We start from the raw sequence: 16,065 nt of genomic DNA, 5'->3' as shown, positions 1-16,065 counted from the left end.
TCAAGGTTATGCCAGTGAATAAGGACAATGTGTACGGAGACCACATCTCTCACAAGTTCAACACCGAACTCATGGAGCTCAAGACCGAGTTCCTTGAGATGGGCGGTTTGGTTGAAGCGCAGGTCGACGGAGCTATCCATGCGCTGATTGAGGGAGATGCGCATGAAGCTGAAGAAATCCGCGCCCGGGATAAAATCGTCGACAAGATGGAAATGGACATCGACGAGGAAGCCACGCTGATCATCGCCCGTCGTCAGCCCACCGCCCGGGATCTTCGCCTGGTGATTTCCGTCATCAAGATGGTGGCGGATTTGGAGCGTGTCGGTGACGAGGCCAAGAAAATCGCCAAACTGGCCATCAAACTGTCCGAAGAGGGGCAGGCCCCTCGCGGTTATGTGGAAGTGCGCCACATTGGCCAGCATGTGAAAACCATGCTGCAGGATGCCCTCGACGCCTTTGCCCGCCTGGATTCAGAGCAGGCCCTGCGCATCATGAAGGAAGACAAGCGGGTGGATGAAGAGTATCAGGCCGCCACCCGGGCCTTGCTGACCTTCATGATGGAAGATCCCCGCAATATTTCCCGCTGCATGTCCGTGATGTGGGTGCTGCGGGCTCTCGAGCGGGTCGGCGATCATGCCTGTAACATTGCAGAAAACGTGATCTTCATGGTCAAAGGCGAAGACGTTCGCCATACCTCCGTTGAAGAGGCCGAGCGGGTGGTGGGGCGCTGAGCCCCACACCCTGACAGGATCAGGCCTGTTTCATTCGATCGGTGTAGGGCGGCCAGCCGAAGGGCTTGCCCGCCAGCACGTGCAGATGGATGTGGAACACGGTCTGGCCTGCATTCTCGCCACAGTTCATCACCGTGCGGTAGCCGTCCTCGGCAAAGCCCATCTCCCTGGCCAGCTTGCTGGCAACCCAGTACAGGTGCCCGACCAGTTCCCGGTCGCCTTCCTCTACGTCATTAATCGTGGCAATGCCTTTCTTGGGAATCACCAGGAAGTGCACGGGCGCCTGGGGATTGATGTCCTTGAACGCCAGGCTGATGTCATCCTCATAGATGATGTCGGCGGGAATCTCCCGGTTGATGATCTTGGTGAAAATCGTTTCTGACATGATGGCTCCTGAGTCGGTGACGTACGTGATGTAGCCGGCACACTAAAGCTGGTTCAGGCCGGGAATGCGATTCGCCAGCTGGGTCAGCACGGCTGGTAACTGGTCGTCGATGCCCATGGCGTAGCGCGCCACCCGGTTGCGGGCAAAGGGCAGAGCGCGAGCGGCGCCGAGGCCCAGGTTGCGCAGCAGGTGCACCGGCGGAATCCGGTTGCTGAACAGGTGGTAGAACAGATCCATGGTCAGCATCATCCGGCGGTTGGCCGGCCGGCGTTGCCGTTCATACTGAGCCAGTCGGTCGGGATCCGCCAGGTCCTGGTTGGCGCGCCGGGCCTCTTTGAGCACAGTCTGCAGGCATTGGGCATCCTGAAAGCCCAGGTTGACACCCTGGCCCGCCAATGGGTTGATGGTGTGAGCAGAGTCACCGGCCAGTACCACACGACCAGAGAAATAGCGTGAGGCATGCTGGCGGGCGATGGGGAAGCTGGCCTTGCTGTCCAGGTGGGTCAGTAACGGCAAAGTGGCAGGAAACGCCTTCTGGATGGTTGCCAGCAGTTCGCTGTCAGGCATCGCCTTCAGGCGGGCGAGTTGCTCCGGCGAGTCGTACCACACCAGTGAAGCCCAGCTTTCATCCGGATGTTCAGGGCCCGCGCTGTGCAGGGGCAGAAACGCTCGCGGACCGGAGGGATAAAACCCCTGCCAGGTAATGTCTTCCACCGGGCCCTGGTAACGCACGGACAACACCATGGCTTGCTGGGCGTATTGGTCACGGCTGACCCCGATGCCGGCCAGCTCACGGATCTTGGATTGCCCGCCATCAGCGCCAACCACCAGGTTCGCGTCAACTTGTGTTCCGTTATCCAGTGCCAGCGTGACCTTGTCCTGACGTTCCGTCAGTGCCGACACGCCGTGACCGGTAAAAAAGGTCACGCCGGCCGTTGCTCCGGCCACCTGCCAGAGTGCCTGCTGGGTGACCGCATTTTCCACGATGTGCCCGAGGTGGCTGGTACCCAGGCCGGTAGCATCAAACTCCACTTCCGTGAATTTGCGGGGAACGAGGCCGCTCAGTGGATGGGGGGTCTGGTCCCAGACGGCGAGGCGCCGATAGGGGGTGGCCCGCATGCCGGTTATCTGTGGCCAGGCGCCCAACTGTTGAAGGTAACGCTCTGAACCGGCGCTCAGAGCGGAGACGCGAATATCGGGAGCCGCGTCCGGTGCGAATTCTGGGGCTGGCGCGCGGTCGATCAGCGCAACCGTGAAGCCATCCTGTGCCAGGCCAGTGGCCAGCGCAGCGCCAACCATGCCTGCGCCAACCACCGCAATGTCATAAGCGTGTGTCATATCGGGTTCCTGTCTGATGCCAACAGTTTACGCGATGGCAGCGCTCAGACAAACGGCCCGAAATTGCGTTCAGTCAAGGATCAGTAACCGGCGGCACCGGTCAGGCCCGTTTCCACATCGTCGGGCCGTCGTCGGCCCTTGGCGAGCCAGGCGGGCTTCTTCGCGCCCGGCTTCACGAAACCCTGATTAAGCACCATGGGTTGTACCAGATTCAAAAAATCCCCGGTCTTCATGTGCACAGATTCAGTGTGGGTTCCTGCGGCAAACGCCAGTTCCGGTTGTTCGGTCAGCACTTCGCTGCAATAGACCGACATGCCGAAGAGATTGCCGAAGGGAGGCATCGCACCCACCTCGCAATTGGGGAAGCGGTCTTGAAACTCCTGTTCGTCAGCCAGATCGACAAAGTCGGTATCCAGTGTGCGTGAGAGGCGGTCCCAGCGTACGCGCCAGGTAGCGGGCATGACCAGCATGGCCATCTTTCCATCCAGCTCGACGATGACCGTTTTGACGACGCGGTCTCCGGCAATCTGAACATGGTGGGCAAGTTCTTTTGCGGTAAAAGCGGGCGGGTGAGAGAGGCACATGTATTCGACGCCTGCCTCATCAAGGAACTTTTTTAACTGCTGTACCGGCATAGTGACAACCTCCTACCAGCAATGACAGCGTCACGGGGCCGATCGTTGTTGGTTTGCAGGCCCCGACGGCCTGGCGGGGCCTCGTCCGCCCGCCATTCACCGTCAGCTTAGTTCGGGGTTGCGCAGTTTTCGAATGACTGGCTTTAAATTTGAGACATCAGTTCCGGTCATCATTCGGTCTTGAACAGGTGAACATCCCGTTGGGGGAAGGGAATTCTGATGCCTTCGGCGTCAAACGTTTTCTTCACGCTTTCCTGCATAGACCAGTAGAAGGGCCAGAGATCGGCTGATTTGGTCCATACCCGAACGGTCAGATCTACAGAACTCTCCCCCAGTCCGCCCACCACAATCACAGGCTCCGGCTCTTTCAGGGCTCGTTCGTCCTGATCAATCAGCCGCTGGATGATGGCTTTGGCGGCGTCGATATCGTCGCCATAGCCGATACCAAAGGTCAGGTCGCAGCGGCGGGTTTCGTAGGCACTGTTGTTGGTCAGGCTGGAATTGGCCAGTTGCCCGTTAGGGACAATGACGCGGCGATTATCGAAGGTGTCCATGATGGTGTAGAGGATGCTGATTTCGCGGACCGTTCCAACGTAGCCCTGGGCGTCGATCACATCTCCCACCTTGAACGGCTTGAAGATCAGGATCAGTACGCCGCCGGCAAAGTTGGCGAGACTGCCCTGCAGTGCCAGGCCCACGGCGAGGCCGGCGGCACCGACAATGGCGACAAAGGAGGTGGTGGCAATTCCGACCATGGAGGCTACGGAAATCAGCAGCAGGACTTTCAGGATGGCGCTGACAAGGCCACACAGGAATTTATTCAGGGAAGGGTCTTTGTTGCTCAGCTTCGTGTCGAGAATCGCGACAAAGCGATTGATGATCCAGAGACCGATGATCAGGGTGACGATGGCCAGCAACACTTTCGGGGCGTAGGCCATCACCATGCTGACCGCCTGATCCATCCATTCTGAGGCGCGTCCGTCGGCGCCAAAAAGATCGTCCATTACCAGAACTCCTTGTTCTTGGGTTGTCACGGAAAGGTTGTATCAAAGCAAACAGCGTAAACGCCACCACTTTAGCCAAGGCGGCCATAGCAGGCAAAGGAATAACTTGCCAAATCTGGTGGTGATTGGGGAATAATTACGCGCAACCGCTGTGGCTGGCCCAGTCCAACAGCTCGTCGGGCTCACCCCGCACCAGGATCCGGCCTTCTTTCTGGCCGAGCTGATAGTCGTACATGGGGTCGTAGTAGTCCTGGAGCAGCGCCTGAATCCACCGGTCGTGGCGGTCGGTCTCGCCACTGTCGTGCTGATGGTCCAGCGCGTCTTCCATCAGGTTTCGAAGATGCTGATGCCGTTCTCCGCCCAGTCGCTTGCGAATGCGATCCAGGGCGCTGAGCAGATAATCGCGGAAATTGATCCAGCCCGCCTGTTCGCCATCCCGGCCAAGGTAATCGGCGAGCATGCCCTCGACATAGTCTTCGCGAATAATCTGGATACGATCGGATAGCGGTCTTTCCAGAATCAGCAGTGGCGCTTCACCCATGCGATTCTTCAGGGTTTCTGGCAGGGCGCAACGGCCCACCAGACGGCTTTCGTCTTCCAGATAGATGGGACCACCAATGTGATGGTGTGCCTTGAGCATGGCCACAGCCAAACGATTCTCGAAATCAATCTGGGATGGCTGGGGCGTTACCTGGCGGCCAAAACTGGAACCCCGGTGGTTGGCCAGGCCTTCGAGGTCGACCGGATTGGGAAGCTGCTGGAGAACCCGGGTCTTGCCGGTGCCGGTTTTTCCGCTGAGCACCCGGAATTGCCCCTCGGCAATCTGGGCTTCCAGGCTGTCTATCAGAAACCGGCGCAGCGCTTTGTAGCCGCCCTTAACCAGCGGGTAATCAATGCCTGCTTCTTTGATCCATTGCTGGGTCAACCGGGAACGCAACCCTCCCCGGAAACAGAACAGGTAGCCCTCGGGGTGCTGGGCAGCAAAGCGTTTCCACGCTTCGAGACGCTGTGATTTGATGTCGCCGGATACCAGCTGGTGACCCAGCTCGATGGCCTGATCCTGCCCCTTTTCCTTGTAGCAGATGCCAACCCGGCGACGTTCCTCGTCGTTCATCAGAGGGGCGTTGATCGCGCACGGGAAACTGCCCTTGGTAAATTCCACGGGAGCTCGAACGTCCATCAGCGGGACATCGTTCAGGAACAGCGACAGGTAATCGTCAGTGTCAGGTCTGGTGGCCATTGGGGTATCTGATTGGTGAACGACAGCGGAGGCGGCAGTATACCGAAAATGCCATTCCAACGCTCACCGGCGCTGAATCCGGCGAGAGCCGCCGCTACAATAGCGGACAGGCCAATTACCGGGGTAGCAGGGGAGTCGATGGCGTTGGATTGTTTAGATCGTCACTTACAAAAAACACTGAGTCGTGGGCGGGTTGCCGTGTCCCGGCCGGCGGGATGCGAGCAGTTGCCGTTATACCTGTTCGACCCTTCGGTACTGGAAGGTCCATTAAGCCACGACGAAGCTCAGGCGGTTGTGGCCGAGCCGGCCTACTGGTCCTTCTGCTGGGCCAGCGGGCAGGTATTGGCGAGCTGGATTCTGGCCAATCCGCAGTGGGTGGCCGGCAAGCGAGTACTGGATTTCGGTGCCGGGTCCGGGGTTGTTTCGGTGGCGGCGGCAAAGGCAGGAGCCCGCGAGGTGATTGCCTGTGATCTCGATGAGGCAGCTCTGGATGCCGTGGCGGCCAATGCCGAACTGAATGGCGTGTCGGTGTCCTTGTGTCGGGATTGGGATGTGCGACCTGAGGATATTGAGGTAATTACCGCGGCGGATGTGCTCTACGATCCGGACAACCGGCCTCTGCTTCAGGTGTTCCGGTCAGCCGCGCCCCGGGTGTTGCTGGCGGATTCCCGGGTAAAGAACCTCGGCGATGAGGCCTACCGGCTGCTGACCACAGTGGAGGCTCGTACCTGGCCAGATCTGAACGAGTTCGAAGAGTTCAACCGGGTACGCGTTTATCTCGCGGGTGAGTAATGTCTGGCAGAAAAGAAAAGGGCAATCCAGTTGGATTGCCCTTCTTAAGCGGGTAGCGCGTTCCTGCGCCTGGCAACAACCTTGTCGCCGGTATCCCTGATCTTCCCTGATGCCGGCATCCTAGCCGGTCATCCGAAAAATTATCCCTAAGCGATTATTCCTTGTGTCCCTGCTTCTCCCTGCATTCCTTGCCGGGGTGCTTCCTAGCGTCTTCCTTTTCCCTGTCATCCCTGACGCTTTCAATATAGCAAGGGCTAGATTGCATGTGTGTGACAAAACGCCCTGTAACGGTCGGTAAAGAAAGCTGACATATTGTGTAACCCTTATTTACAGGGAGTTACAGAGTGGTGTCGGATTTTTTCTCCACGTTTCGTACGACACGTATCAGGAACTTCTCACATGTTTGTGGGAAATATCGCACAAGATGAGTGGGGGATTTCCTACCCATGCGATTCGGCATCCGTGGCGGGCAACAGGCTGCGTGGCCACGGCAGCATTCCCAGCGCCACACCAGCAGCACCTGCCAGTAGATCCGATGTGGAAAAAACGCGGTAGGGCAGCGTTTCCTGCACGCCTTCGATGATCAGTCCAAAGGCCAGCAGCACCGGGGCATACAACAGCGGATGGGGTTTGGGCCAGGCCAGCCGGATCAGGATGGTAAGTTCCAGAAAAGCCAGCAGGTGGATTAGTTTGTCGTGGCCCTGTGCCGGCATAAGGTAGGGCTTGCTGGTTGTGGCCAGGATCGCAATGGCCAGCACGGACAGAGCAAGCGCCGCTCGCCAGAGTGGACGGCAATTAAGAACATCAAGAACAAGCGCTTTTACTGGCACCATGGGGGAATCCCGCTACTGCTGGCTGGCTGTGTGAATAACACCAACATGATATGCTCTGCGCCCCGCCACTGTCATCGAAGGGGAGCGTAAGCCAAGTATGCTGAAAGGAAATTTTTTTCGTGGACTGGGTTACCTCGGCGAGGGATTTCGCCTGATTCGCCAGCCCGGCCTGCGCCTGTTTGTCATCATTCCTCTGGTTCTGAATATCGTTCTGTTTGGTCTGTTGTTCTATTTCCTTGCCGAACTGTTCACCGTCATGATTGCCGGCGCCATGGCCTGGCTGCCTGACTGGACGTGGTTGCAAGCCCTGGATTGGCTGTTCTGGATACTGTACGGCGCCGTCATTCTGCTGATGCTTGCCTACGGTTTTGTCATTGTCGCGAATCTGATCGGCTCTCCTTTCTACGGCTATCTGGCAGAACTGACGGAAAAACACCTGACCGGAGAAGAGCTGAATACGGACGACAGCTGGCAGGCGATCGTGAAAGACATTCCCCGGGCCCTTGGTCGCGAAGTTCAGAAAATTCTCTATTACCTTCCGCGTGCACTGGGCCTTTTTATCATCGGCATCATTCCAGTGGTCAATCTTGTGGCTGCGGTGCTCTGGTTCCTGTTCAACAGTTGGATGATGGCTCTGCAGTATGTGGACTATCCTGCAGATAACCACAAGGTCAGTTTCAAGGGGCTGAGAGGCTTGCTGGGTGAAACGCGGTTGTCCGCCCTCGGGTTTGGGCTGCCGGTCGCCCTGGCGGCCATGGTTCCTTTGCTTAATCTTATTGTCGTGCCGGCTGCGGTGTGTGGCGGCACAGCTTACTGGGTGCGTGAAAAAGGCGCTGCCCGCAAGTCTGTCTGATCGGAGGTTACTTGGAAAAACTGGATTTTGTCATAGGTCAGCGTTGGGTCAGCCACAGCGATACCGGATTGGGGCTTGGTATCGTGACGGACATTTCTGGCCGCCGAGTCACGCTGGGTTTTCCTTCGGCCGACGAGGAGCGCACCTACGCGATTGATAACGCGCCGCTCTCTCGCATCATGTTTCAGGTTGGCGAGGAAATTGAAATCTATGACGGCAGCCGCTACGTGGTGCAGGCGGTCGAGGAAGCCGCTGGTGTGCTGATGTACGAGGCTGACGATGGTGAGCAGACGCACCAGATTTCCGAAGTGAAGTTGAGTGGCGCGGTCAATTTCTCGGCCCCCCACCAGCGCCTGTTTGCCGGCCAGTTCGATCGGAATGGGGCGTTCCGGCTTCGGGTGGCGACCATGCAGCATCTGGAGCGCCTGCGGGCCTCCTCGGCCCAGGGGCTGATCGGGGCGCGAACCCAGCATCTGCAGCACCAGATTTATATCGCCCATGAGGTGGCTAAGCGCCATGCGCCCCGGGTGCTGCTGGCGGATGAAGTGGGGCTTGGCAAAACCATCGAGGCCGGCCTCATCCTGCACTACCAGATTCATACGGGCCGGGCCAAGCGTGCCCTGATTGTGGTGCCTGATTCCCTGATCCACCAGTGGCTGGTGGAAATGCTCCGGCGGTTCAACCTGCGTTTCTCCATCATCGACCAGCAGCGCTACGAGGCTCTGGACGCGCAGAAAGACGATGTCGATGCGCTGGTCAGTCATATCTTCGGCGATGATGACGACGAAAACCCTTTCGAGTCCGAGCAGCTGGTGTTGTGCAGTCTGGATTTTCTGACCAACAGCACCCGCGCCCAGAAACATGCCAGCGCAGCCGGGTGGGATCTGATGGTGGTAGACGAGGCCCATCACCTGGCCTGGAGTCCGCAAGAGCCAAGCGTTGAATACCGTGTGGTTGAGGAACTGGCAGCGGAAAGCCAGGGGCTGCTGCTGTTAACAGCCACACCCGAGCAGGTTGGGGTGGCCAGCCATTTCGCCCGTCTCCGGTTGCTGGATCCGGCCCGCTTTCACGACCTGGAGGCGTTCCAGAAGCAAGAGCAGCAGTACGAAGCGATCAACCGTGTGGTCCGCCATCTGCAATCCGGCTCGTCTGAGCTGACGGCAGAGGATCGCAAGGCGCTGGAAGGCTGGTTGGGCGACGAACTGGATCAGTTGCTGGCGGGAGAGGCCCCGGAGCAGGCCATCATTGATGCATTGCTGGATCGGCATGGTACCGGGCGCGTACTGTTCCGGAATACCCGTGCGGCGATACAGGGCTTTCCGAAACGAGAACCCAGGCCGGCTGCGATACCCTGTCCGGAGATGTATCGACCCCACGCCTGGGGCGAAACCGGACTGGCGCCGGAGCAGGAAGTCACTGAAGACATGTGGCTGGCAGACGATCCTAGGGTTCCCTGGCTGGAGAAAACCCTTGCCTCACTGCGACCACAGAAGGTGGTGGTCATCTGTGCCCGGGCCGAGACGGCCATGGCACTGGAACACTACCTTCAGTTGCGGGCCGGTATTCGGAGCGCTGCCTTCCACGAACACCTGAGCCTGATTGAACGCGACCGCGCCGCAGCCTATTTCACCGACAGCGAACAGGGTGCCCAGGTGCTGATCTGTTCGGAAATCGGTAGCGAGGGCCGTAACTTCCAGTTTGCCCACCATCTGGTGCTGTTCGATCTTCCCGCTAACCCGGACCTGCTGGAACAGCGCATCGGTCGCCTGGATCGTATTGGCCAGACCGAGACCATCAAGATACACATCCCGTACCTTCAGGGCACCGCGCAGGAAGTTCAGTACCGCTGGTTTGATGAAGGCCTGAACGCCTTTGCTGAAAGTTGTGCGGTTGGCGTCAGTGTGCAGGATAAGGTTCAGGACGACTGGCGGGCCGCCATTGATGGGGATTTATCCGCCGTGGACAGGCTGGTGTCCGTGTCCGCGGAGGAAACTGCACGCCTGAAAGCCATGCTGCAGAAGGGCCGTGATGCCCTGATTGAATTGAATTCCTGCCGCCCGGAGGTGGCCCAGTCGCTGATTGAGGCGATTGAGACCGAGGAAGAATCCGCCCGGGTCCGTGACTATATGTTGGAAGCCTTTGACATTCTTGGGGTGGATGTCGAGGACCATGGCGAGCATTCCGACGTGCTCAAGCCCGGCGAGCAGTACCAGGCGGGACATGTGGCAGAACTGCCGGAAGACGGTATTACTGTTACCTGGGACCGTCAGGACGCCCTTGAGCGGGAGGACCTGGGTTTCATGAGCTGGGAGCACCCCATGGTGACCGGGGTGATGGACTCAGTCATCAGCAGTGGCCTGGGTAAGGCGGCGCTGGCGAATCTCAGCGTCAAGGCGTTGCCGCCCGGCACGTTGCTGCTGGAAGCCCTGTTCTCCGTCCACTGCCCGGCACCGGAAACGCTTCAGCTGACCCGTTACCTGCCGGTGTCGCCGCTGCGCCTGCTGGTGGATGTGACCGGCAAGGATCTGTCTGCGGCGTTACCCCATGATCGCCTGAATGATCTGTGCTCCAACATCCGCCGCCGCACGGCCCAGGCCATCGTGCCGAAAATCCGTAGCCAGGTGGAAACCCTGGTCGGCCATGCAGAGACTCTGTCCCGGCCGCATCTGGAACCCATGCGACAGAAAGCCCTGGAACAGGTGGAATCCCATTTCACGCCGGAAATCCGACGGCTGGAAGCCCTGCAGGCCGTGAACCCCGCCATCCGCGAGGAAGAGGTGAACTACTTCCGCGAGCAGCTGGCAGCGGCCCGGGATGCCATCGGCCATGCCACTCTGGCACTGGAAGGCATCCGCGTTATCGTGACCTCCTGATCAGTGTGAGCCGCTTGGCTCTCTGGTGATCGCTGGCTGTTCAGCTTTCATCTGATGCGGTACTGTTGGCGTACCAACTTTAGTCTTAATGTGTTTCCGAAATACGGGTGACAGAGAGAACCTATGATGACTTTCATTCTTTTTCTGGTGGCGCTGGCTGGTCTGCTGATCGTCATGCGCCGTGAGGCCGGAGCCATGCCGGCCATTGGTGTCATGGTCGCGGTGGGCATTGTGTCGTGGATCTTTGGCTCTGGATGGCTGACCCTGGTTCTGTTCCTGGGTGCCGGCGCAACGGCAGCAGCAGGCCTGCCAGGCTTCCGTCAGGGGTGGTTGACGCCGAAAATTTTCGCCATGTTCAAGAAGGTGGCGCCGAAGGTATCCGCCACTGAGAAAGTGGCCCTTGAGGCCGGCACTGTTGGATGGGATGGCGAGTTATTCACCGGGCAGCCCAACTGGCGCAGCCTGTTGTCCAACCGCCACGACGGCTTGCGGGAAGAAGAGCAGGCCTTCGTCGATAACCAGTGCACCGAGGCGATCTCCATGTGTAACGCATGGGACCTGGCCATCGAGCGTGCTGATCTGCCCAAGGAACTGTGGGATTTTCTGAAGAAAGAGAAGTTCTTCGGCATGATCATCCCCAAGGAATTTGGCGGGCTGGGCTTCTCTGCCAAGGCACAGACAGCTGTGCTCCAGAAACTGGCCGCCAACGAAATGCTGATGGTGTCCGTGGGTGTGCCCAACTCACTCGGCCCGGGCGAGTTGCTGGTCAAGTACGGTACCGATGAGCAGAAGAACCATTACCTGCCGCGTCTGGCCGACGGGCGTGACATTCCCTGTTTTGGCCTGACTGGCCCGCGGGCTGGCTCCGATGCGACCTCCATTCCGGATACCGGCATCGTGTGCAAGGGCAAGTTCAATGGCAAGGAAGTCGTTGGTATCAAGCTCAACTTCGAAAAACGCTGGATCACCCTGGCGCCGATTGCCACGGTGGTTGGACTGGCGTTCCGGATGTTTGATCCGGACGGCCTCCTGGGCGAAGAGAAAGACATCGGCATCACCTGTGCCCTGATCCCCCGGGATACCAAGGGCATGGAGATCGGTCGCCGTCATTGCCCGATCGGCCAGCCGTTCATGAACGGCCCGATCAAGGGCAAGGACGTGTTCATCCCGCTGGACTACATCATCGGTGGGCAGGATATGGCGGGCGAAGGCTGGCGTATGCTGGTTGAGTGCCTGTCGGTGGGTCGCTGCATTACGCTGCCATCCGGCGCGGCCGGCATTGCAGCCTATACCGCGGGCACTTCGGGTGGCTTCACCCGGGTTCGCCGCCAGTTCAATACGCCGGTGGCCGACATGGAGGGCGTGCAGGAGCCACTGGCTCGTATTGCGGGCAAAACCTACATCGCCCAGTCCGCGGTCAATCACACCGCGAACATGATTGATCAGGGTGAGAAGCCGGCAGTGCCGTCTGCGATCCTGAAATACCATTTGACCGAGTTCCAGCGTGACGTGCTCACGGACGCCATGGATGTCCATGGTGGCAAGGCGGTTACCCTGGGTCCCCGCAACTACCTGGGCACCAGCTTCAGTGGTGCGGCGGTGTCCATCACCGTTGAGGGTGCCAACATCATGACCCGCAGCCTGATGATCTTCGGTCAGGGTGCAATCCGATGCCATCCCTATGTGCTGAAGGAACTGGCCGCCAAAGATGCCGATGACATCCAGGCATTCGACAAGGCCTTCTTCGGCCATGCCGGCCTGATCTTCGGCAACGCCGCCCGTTCCTTCACCCAGGCACTGGGTCTGGGGCGTGCGGAGGTTCCGTTTGACAGTGCCAGCCGTCGATATGCTCAGGCGCTGTCCCGCTTCAGTGCGGCCTTTGGCCTCTGCTCGGATGCCGCCATGACGACGCTGGGCAGTGAACTGAAAATGCGCGAGCTGATCTCTGCACGCTTGGGCGATATGCTGTCGAACCTGTATCTGGGTTCGATGGTGTTGAAGAACTGGCATGAGGGGCAGCCGGCTCAGGGTGAGCGCGAGCTTATGGAGTACAGCATGACGCTGTTGCTGAACCGTATTGAGCGGGCCCTGGATGAGTTCCTGAACAACATGCCAAACCGTGCAGTAGCTCTGGTGCTTCGGGGCATCACGTTGCCTCTTGGGCGCCGTTGGCATGGGCCGGCTGACGATCTGACCCGCAAGATCGCCCGTGCGGTCTCCACCGATACGCCCATCCGCTCCAAGCTGTTGGCGGGCGTGTGGACGACCGAAGGTGCGGGTGGCATTGAAAACCCGCTGGCACAGTACAATGGTCTGCTTAAAGATTACGACCGGGCCGAAAAGCTGTATCGCAAGGTCACCAAAGCTTACGCCAAGGGTGAACTGCCAATGACCGCGCTGCACCCTGAGGATCGCTTCGAGGCGGCTCTGGAAGCAGGCGTGTTCAGCAAAGAAGAGGCTGAGTTCATGCGCAAGTACGAGGCGGTGGTGCTTGAAATGCTGACCGTGGACGACTTTGCCTTTGATGAGTTCGCCAGTAACAAGAAAGCGGTCATCAAACACAACGCAGCCTGATGGCAAGGCATTGAAAGTCAGTGGAGGGGCACCGATCGGTGCCCCTCTTTTTTTGGCCTTAACTTGTTGGTTTTATGTCGGCATACTGAAATCTGGTTGCCGCCCGGCGGTGCAGTTTCAACGTGAATGGATATCAGACGCATGTGGCTTTCCGTATTGGCGGTGAGTGCCGGAGCGGTCATAGGTGCCAATCTGCGATGGGCGCTGGGACTCTGGCTGAACAGCAATTACCACCCGATTCCCCTGGGTACTCTGGTGGCCAACCTGGCCGGCGGCTGGTTTGTTGGCTTTTTGATCGGCTACTTCAGCACGGGTAGCAGCCTCTCTCCGGAGTGGCGGCTGTTCGCCATCACCGGCCTGTGCGGGGCGCTGACGACGTTCTCGACCTTTTCACTGGAAATGTTTTCCGCCCTTCAGGAAGGCAAGTGGGGAATGGCGCTGGCCGGTGTTCTGGCTCACGTGGTTGGCTCGCTGATTATGACGGCTCTTGGTCTGTACAGCTATGGTCTGTTGAGGACCTAGAGGCCTCCCTGTCATGGGTACGAGTACGTACTTAAATTATTGAAATATCTCTTGGCATCACTTTGGTTCAGGAGTAGAGTGGCTCAGTAAGGAAAGATTAGTAATGCACTTCATGAATAAGGCGTACTTCCGCAGTTAGTAGTGACCGTCCCTGTTTTTGATTCCGCGATTTCAGTTTTTCCCTACCCCCGGTCTGAGCCATGAAGGCGTCAGGCTATAGATTATGTGATTGATTTCAGGAAAATTAAGTATGTCTACTACTACCGGCACCGTTAAGTTCTTCAACGAATCAAAAGGCTTTGGTTTCATTACTCGTGAAGGCGGCCCGGACGTATTCGTTCACTACAGCGCTATTCAAGGTAGCGGCTTCAAGACTCTGGCAGAAGGCCAGCAGGTTGAATTCACTATTACCCAGGGCCAGAAAGGTCCTCAGGCGGAGAACGTTGTTGCGCTGTAATTCCTAATGGATTACAGGCAGTAACCGCTTGAAAAAAGGCAGCTTCGGCTGCCTTTTTTAATGCCTGTCTTTTGGCATGTTGTCGGTTGTGCCGCTTTATATTTCCTGTGTAAGCTCTGAGCAAGCTTGTTACCGTGTAGCTTGCTTACGTTGTCGAGAGTTGCAGGAATCTCTTCATGCTGAATCTGCTAAAAGCGGTGTGGATTTGTAGCTGGGCTGTTGTGCTCACGCTTGCGCTGTTTGGTCCGATTGTTGTCGCGGCCTTGCTGGGCAAACGTGGCGACGCCGCCTTTCACGGAACTCAGGTTTTTGCCTGGTGTATTTTGAAGGTGTGCGGCATCCGGCTGCGGGTTGCCGGCAAGGAGCACATCCAGCCTGACCAGAAATACGTTATCTTGAGCAACCATGCCTCCTACTTCGACCCGCCCGCGCTGGTGTTATCGCTTGGGCTGCAATATCGCTGGGTCATCAAAAAGGAACTTCGCAAGGTGCCTCTGTTCGGGCTGGCACTGGAGACATCACGAAATCTGTTTATTGACCGCTCGAAGGGCAGTGACGCTCTGGAGAGTATCAAAAACGGCGTGGCTCAGTTGCCGGATGGCACCAGTATCCTGATGTTCCCCGAAGGCACCCGATCCTGGGACGGAGAGCTTCTGCCGTTCAAACCGGGCGGTTTTGTGATCGCCGGTCAGAGCGGACTGCCGATTCTGCCGGTCACCGTCAGAGGTTCCCACGACCGCTTGCCGAAAGGGCATGCGGCGTTCAGCCCCGGTGTTATCGACATTGTGATTCACCCGCCGGTGGTTGTGGGGGACGAGCCAATCGAGCCCCTCATGAAAGCGGTGCGGGACACCATTGGCTCTGCCTTGTCGTAAGGAAATCCTGGCCGGGGGACGGCCAGGGTCGGTGCTTACTGACTGAATATGGCGTTGTAGAAATCCAGTGTGCCTTGCCAGGAGCGCATGGCGGCATTTTTGTCGTAGCCAATGGGCAGGCCAAACTGTTCGGCAATCTTGTCGGCTCCGGGGTTGGTGAACGAGTGTAAAACGTCCGGGAAGGTGACCAGGGTCAGGTCCACGCCGGCCAGTTGCATTTCCTCCACCAGTCCGGCTACCTGTTCGGGCGGCACCATCTGGTCTGCGCCCCCGGTGTACACCTGAACCCGGGCTTTGACCTTGTCCGGTTCCGCCTTGATCGGGCTGGCCAGTGAGCCGTGATAGCTGACCACGCCGTCCAGATCCACGCCGCTACGGGCCATATTCAGCACCACTGCGCCACCAAAGCAATATCCCTGGGCGGCAATCTTGCCGCCATCGACAGTGTCATGTTCTTCGAGCAGGCCTTTGGCCGCGAGGAAGCGCTCCTTGAGTTGTTCGAAGTTGCTCGTGGCTTCCTGCATGAACTGCTTGGCCGTATCCGGATGCTCCGCGAGCTTGCCCTTGCCGTACATGTCCAGTGCAAAGGCGGTATAGCCCTCTTTGGCCAGCTTCTGGGCCTGCTCCCGAACAAACTCGTTGTGCCCCCACCACTCGTGGACTAACAGTATGCCGGGGCGCTTGCCGTCAAACTCGTCATCCCAGGCCATGAATCCCGAGAAGGTTTCATCGCCGATCCGGTATTCGATGGTCTCGGTTTTCATGGCTGCCGTTGCCTGTTGGCCGATCAATGCCATAGCCAGGGTTGCGGCGGAGGCAAGTGCTGTAAGTCTCGTCATGATCCTGCTCCTTGTGATTCATCCTGTTTGCGAGAGTCTGATACGAGCAAAAGGGCGCATCCGATGCCCGGACCTCTGCCCATTCAGGAGGGCTTCGATGTTGTGCCTTTTGAC

The 16,065-nt window shown here is 58.4% G+C and carries 15 protein-coding genes; 8 read left to right on the top strand and 7 right to left on the bottom strand.

Features of this window, described 5'->3' with window-relative positions; translation table 11 throughout:
* The first annotated feature begins 8 nt into the window (after positions 1-8).
* Positions 9-731 carry a phosphate signaling complex protein PhoU gene (gene phoU, locus QVZ43_RS05445; protein WP_223794797.1) on the top strand — a complete coding sequence of 241 codons (723 nt, stop codon included), beginning with the start codon at positions 9-11 and terminating at the stop codon, positions 729-731.
* 19 nt (positions 732-750) lie between these two features.
* Here the strand turns inward: phoU and QVZ43_RS05440 are convergent, their stop codons facing one another.
* The 5 genes from QVZ43_RS05440 to mnmH form a co-directional block, all read right to left on the bottom strand.
* Entirely contained in the window at positions 751-1,116 is a 366-nt protein-coding gene (locus tag QVZ43_RS05440; protein WP_223794796.1) for a histidine triad nucleotide-binding protein, read from the bottom strand.
* Between the two features lie 42 nt (positions 1,117-1,158).
* On the bottom strand, positions 1,159-2,454 hold the full coding sequence (locus QVZ43_RS05435; RefSeq protein WP_302909156.1) for an FAD-dependent monooxygenase: 1,296 nt from the start codon (positions 2,452-2,454) through the stop codon (positions 1,159-1,161).
* A gap of 80 nt (positions 2,455-2,534) precedes the next feature.
* Entirely contained in the window at positions 2,535-3,089 is a 555-nt protein-coding gene (locus tag QVZ43_RS05430; RefSeq protein ID WP_302909155.1) for an aminoacyl-tRNA deacylase, read from the bottom strand.
* Between the two features lie 170 nt (positions 3,090-3,259).
* The gene (locus QVZ43_RS05425; protein WP_302909154.1) at positions 3,260-4,093 is read right to left on the bottom strand and encodes a mechanosensitive ion channel family protein; all 834 of its coding nucleotides are present in this window, start codon (positions 4,091-4,093) and stop codon (positions 3,260-3,262) included.
* 136 nt (positions 4,094-4,229) lie between these two features.
* On the bottom strand, positions 4,230-5,333 hold the full coding sequence (gene mnmH / locus QVZ43_RS05420; protein ID WP_302909153.1) for a tRNA 2-selenouridine(34) synthase MnmH: 1,104 nt from the start codon (positions 5,331-5,333) through the stop codon (positions 4,230-4,232).
* 138 nt (positions 5,334-5,471) lie between these two features.
* On the opposite strand from mnmH, the gene QVZ43_RS05415 reads away from it, so the two are divergent.
* Positions 5,472-6,125, top strand: a complete 654-nt coding sequence (locus QVZ43_RS05415; protein ID WP_302909152.1) for a class I SAM-dependent methyltransferase — start codon at positions 5,472-5,474, stop codon at positions 6,123-6,125.
* Between the two features lie 440 nt (positions 6,126-6,565).
* Here the strand turns inward: QVZ43_RS05415 and QVZ43_RS05410 are convergent, their stop codons facing one another.
* Entirely contained in the window at positions 6,566-6,958 is a 393-nt protein-coding gene (locus QVZ43_RS05410; RefSeq protein WP_302909151.1) for a VanZ family protein, read from the bottom strand.
* 97 nt (positions 6,959-7,055) lie between these two features.
* Between QVZ43_RS05410 and cysZ the strand changes: the two genes are divergently transcribed.
* The 6 genes from cysZ to QVZ43_RS05380 all read left to right on the top strand — a co-directional run bounded on the left by cysZ (position 7,056) and on the right by QVZ43_RS05380 (position 15,112).
* Complete coding sequence (gene cysZ, locus QVZ43_RS05405; RefSeq protein WP_223794789.1) at positions 7,056-7,811, top strand: sulfate transporter CysZ; 756 nt, start codon at positions 7,056-7,058, stop codon at positions 7,809-7,811.
* 11 nt (positions 7,812-7,822) lie between these two features.
* Complete coding sequence (gene rapA, locus QVZ43_RS05400) at positions 7,823-10,684, top strand: RNA polymerase-associated protein RapA (protein WP_302909150.1); 2,862 nt, start codon at positions 7,823-7,825, stop codon at positions 10,682-10,684.
* Between the two features lie 123 nt (positions 10,685-10,807).
* Positions 10,808-13,258, top strand: a complete 2,451-nt coding sequence (locus tag QVZ43_RS05395) for an acyl-CoA dehydrogenase (protein WP_302909149.1) — start codon at positions 10,808-10,810, stop codon at positions 13,256-13,258.
* 141 nt (positions 13,259-13,399) lie between these two features.
* Complete coding sequence (gene crcB / locus QVZ43_RS05390) at positions 13,400-13,780, top strand: fluoride efflux transporter CrcB (RefSeq protein WP_223794979.1); 381 nt, start codon at positions 13,400-13,402, stop codon at positions 13,778-13,780.
* A gap of 250 nt (positions 13,781-14,030) precedes the next feature.
* Positions 14,031-14,237 carry a cold-shock protein gene (locus QVZ43_RS05385; RefSeq protein WP_223794786.1) on the top strand — a complete coding sequence of 69 codons (207 nt, stop codon included), beginning with the start codon at positions 14,031-14,033 and terminating at the stop codon, positions 14,235-14,237.
* A gap of 176 nt (positions 14,238-14,413) precedes the next feature.
* Positions 14,414-15,112, top strand: coding sequence for a lysophospholipid acyltransferase family protein (locus tag QVZ43_RS05380; RefSeq protein WP_302909148.1), 699 nt, complete (start codon positions 14,414-14,416; stop codon positions 15,110-15,112).
* Positions 15,113-15,147: 35 nt separating this feature from the next.
* On the opposite strand, the gene QVZ43_RS05375 is transcribed toward QVZ43_RS05380, so the two are convergent.
* Positions 15,148-15,951, bottom strand: coding sequence for a dienelactone hydrolase family protein (locus QVZ43_RS05375; RefSeq protein ID WP_302909147.1), 804 nt, complete (start codon positions 15,949-15,951; stop codon positions 15,148-15,150).
* Between the last annotated feature and the right edge of the window lie 114 nt (positions 15,952-16,065).

This window comes from Marinobacter suaedae (assembly GCF_030519635.1).
Lineage (GTDB): Bacteria > Pseudomonadota > Gammaproteobacteria > Pseudomonadales > Oleiphilaceae > Marinobacter > Marinobacter suaedae.
Note: the sequence above shows the minus strand (reverse complement) of the source record. Positions and strands in the feature narration are given on the sequence as shown.

Bases quoted from the DNA above. Each gene is read 5' to 3' on its own strand.
- QVZ43_RS05410 (WP_302909151.1), bottom strand. From the start codon at position 6,958: ATGGTGCCAGTAAAAGCGCTTGTTCTTGATGTTCTTAATTGCCGTCCA.
- QVZ43_RS05430 (WP_302909155.1), bottom strand. From the start codon at position 3,089: ATGCCGGTACAGCAGTTAAAAAAGTTCCTTGATGAGGCAGGCGTCGAA.
- phoU (WP_223794797.1), top strand. From the start codon at position 9: ATGCCAGTGAATAAGGACAATGTGTACGGAGACCACATCTCTCACAAG.
- QVZ43_RS05385 (WP_223794786.1), top strand. From the start codon at position 14,031: ATGTCTACTACTACCGGCACCGTTAAGTTCTTCAACGAATCAAAAGGC.
- QVZ43_RS05440 (WP_223794796.1), bottom strand. From the start codon at position 1,116: ATGTCAGAAACGATTTTCACCAAGATCATCAACCGGGAGATTCCCGCC.
- QVZ43_RS05425 (WP_302909154.1), bottom strand. From the start codon at position 4,093: ATGGACGATCTTTTTGGCGCCGACGGACGCGCCTCAGAATGGATGGAT.
- QVZ43_RS05415 (WP_302909152.1), top strand. From the start codon at position 5,472: ATGGCGTTGGATTGTTTAGATCGTCACTTACAAAAAACACTGAGTCGT.
- QVZ43_RS05435 (WP_302909156.1), bottom strand. From the start codon at position 2,454: ATGACACACGCTTATGACATTGCGGTGGTTGGCGCAGGCATGGTTGGC.
- mnmH (WP_302909153.1), bottom strand. From the start codon at position 5,333: ATGGCCACCAGACCTGACACTGACGATTACCTGTCGCTGTTCCTGAAC.
- QVZ43_RS05375 (WP_302909147.1), bottom strand. From the start codon at position 15,951: ATGACGAGACTTACAGCACTTGCCTCCGCCGCAACCCTGGCTATGGCA.
- QVZ43_RS05395 (WP_302909149.1), top strand. From the start codon at position 10,808: ATGATGACTTTCATTCTTTTTCTGGTGGCGCTGGCTGGTCTGCTGATC.
- QVZ43_RS05380 (WP_302909148.1), top strand. From the start codon at position 14,414: ATGCTGAATCTGCTAAAAGCGGTGTGGATTTGTAGCTGGGCTGTTGTG.
- cysZ (WP_223794789.1), top strand. From the start codon at position 7,056: ATGCTGAAAGGAAATTTTTTTCGTGGACTGGGTTACCTCGGCGAGGGA.
- crcB (WP_223794979.1), top strand. From the start codon at position 13,400: ATGTGGCTTTCCGTATTGGCGGTGAGTGCCGGAGCGGTCATAGGTGCC.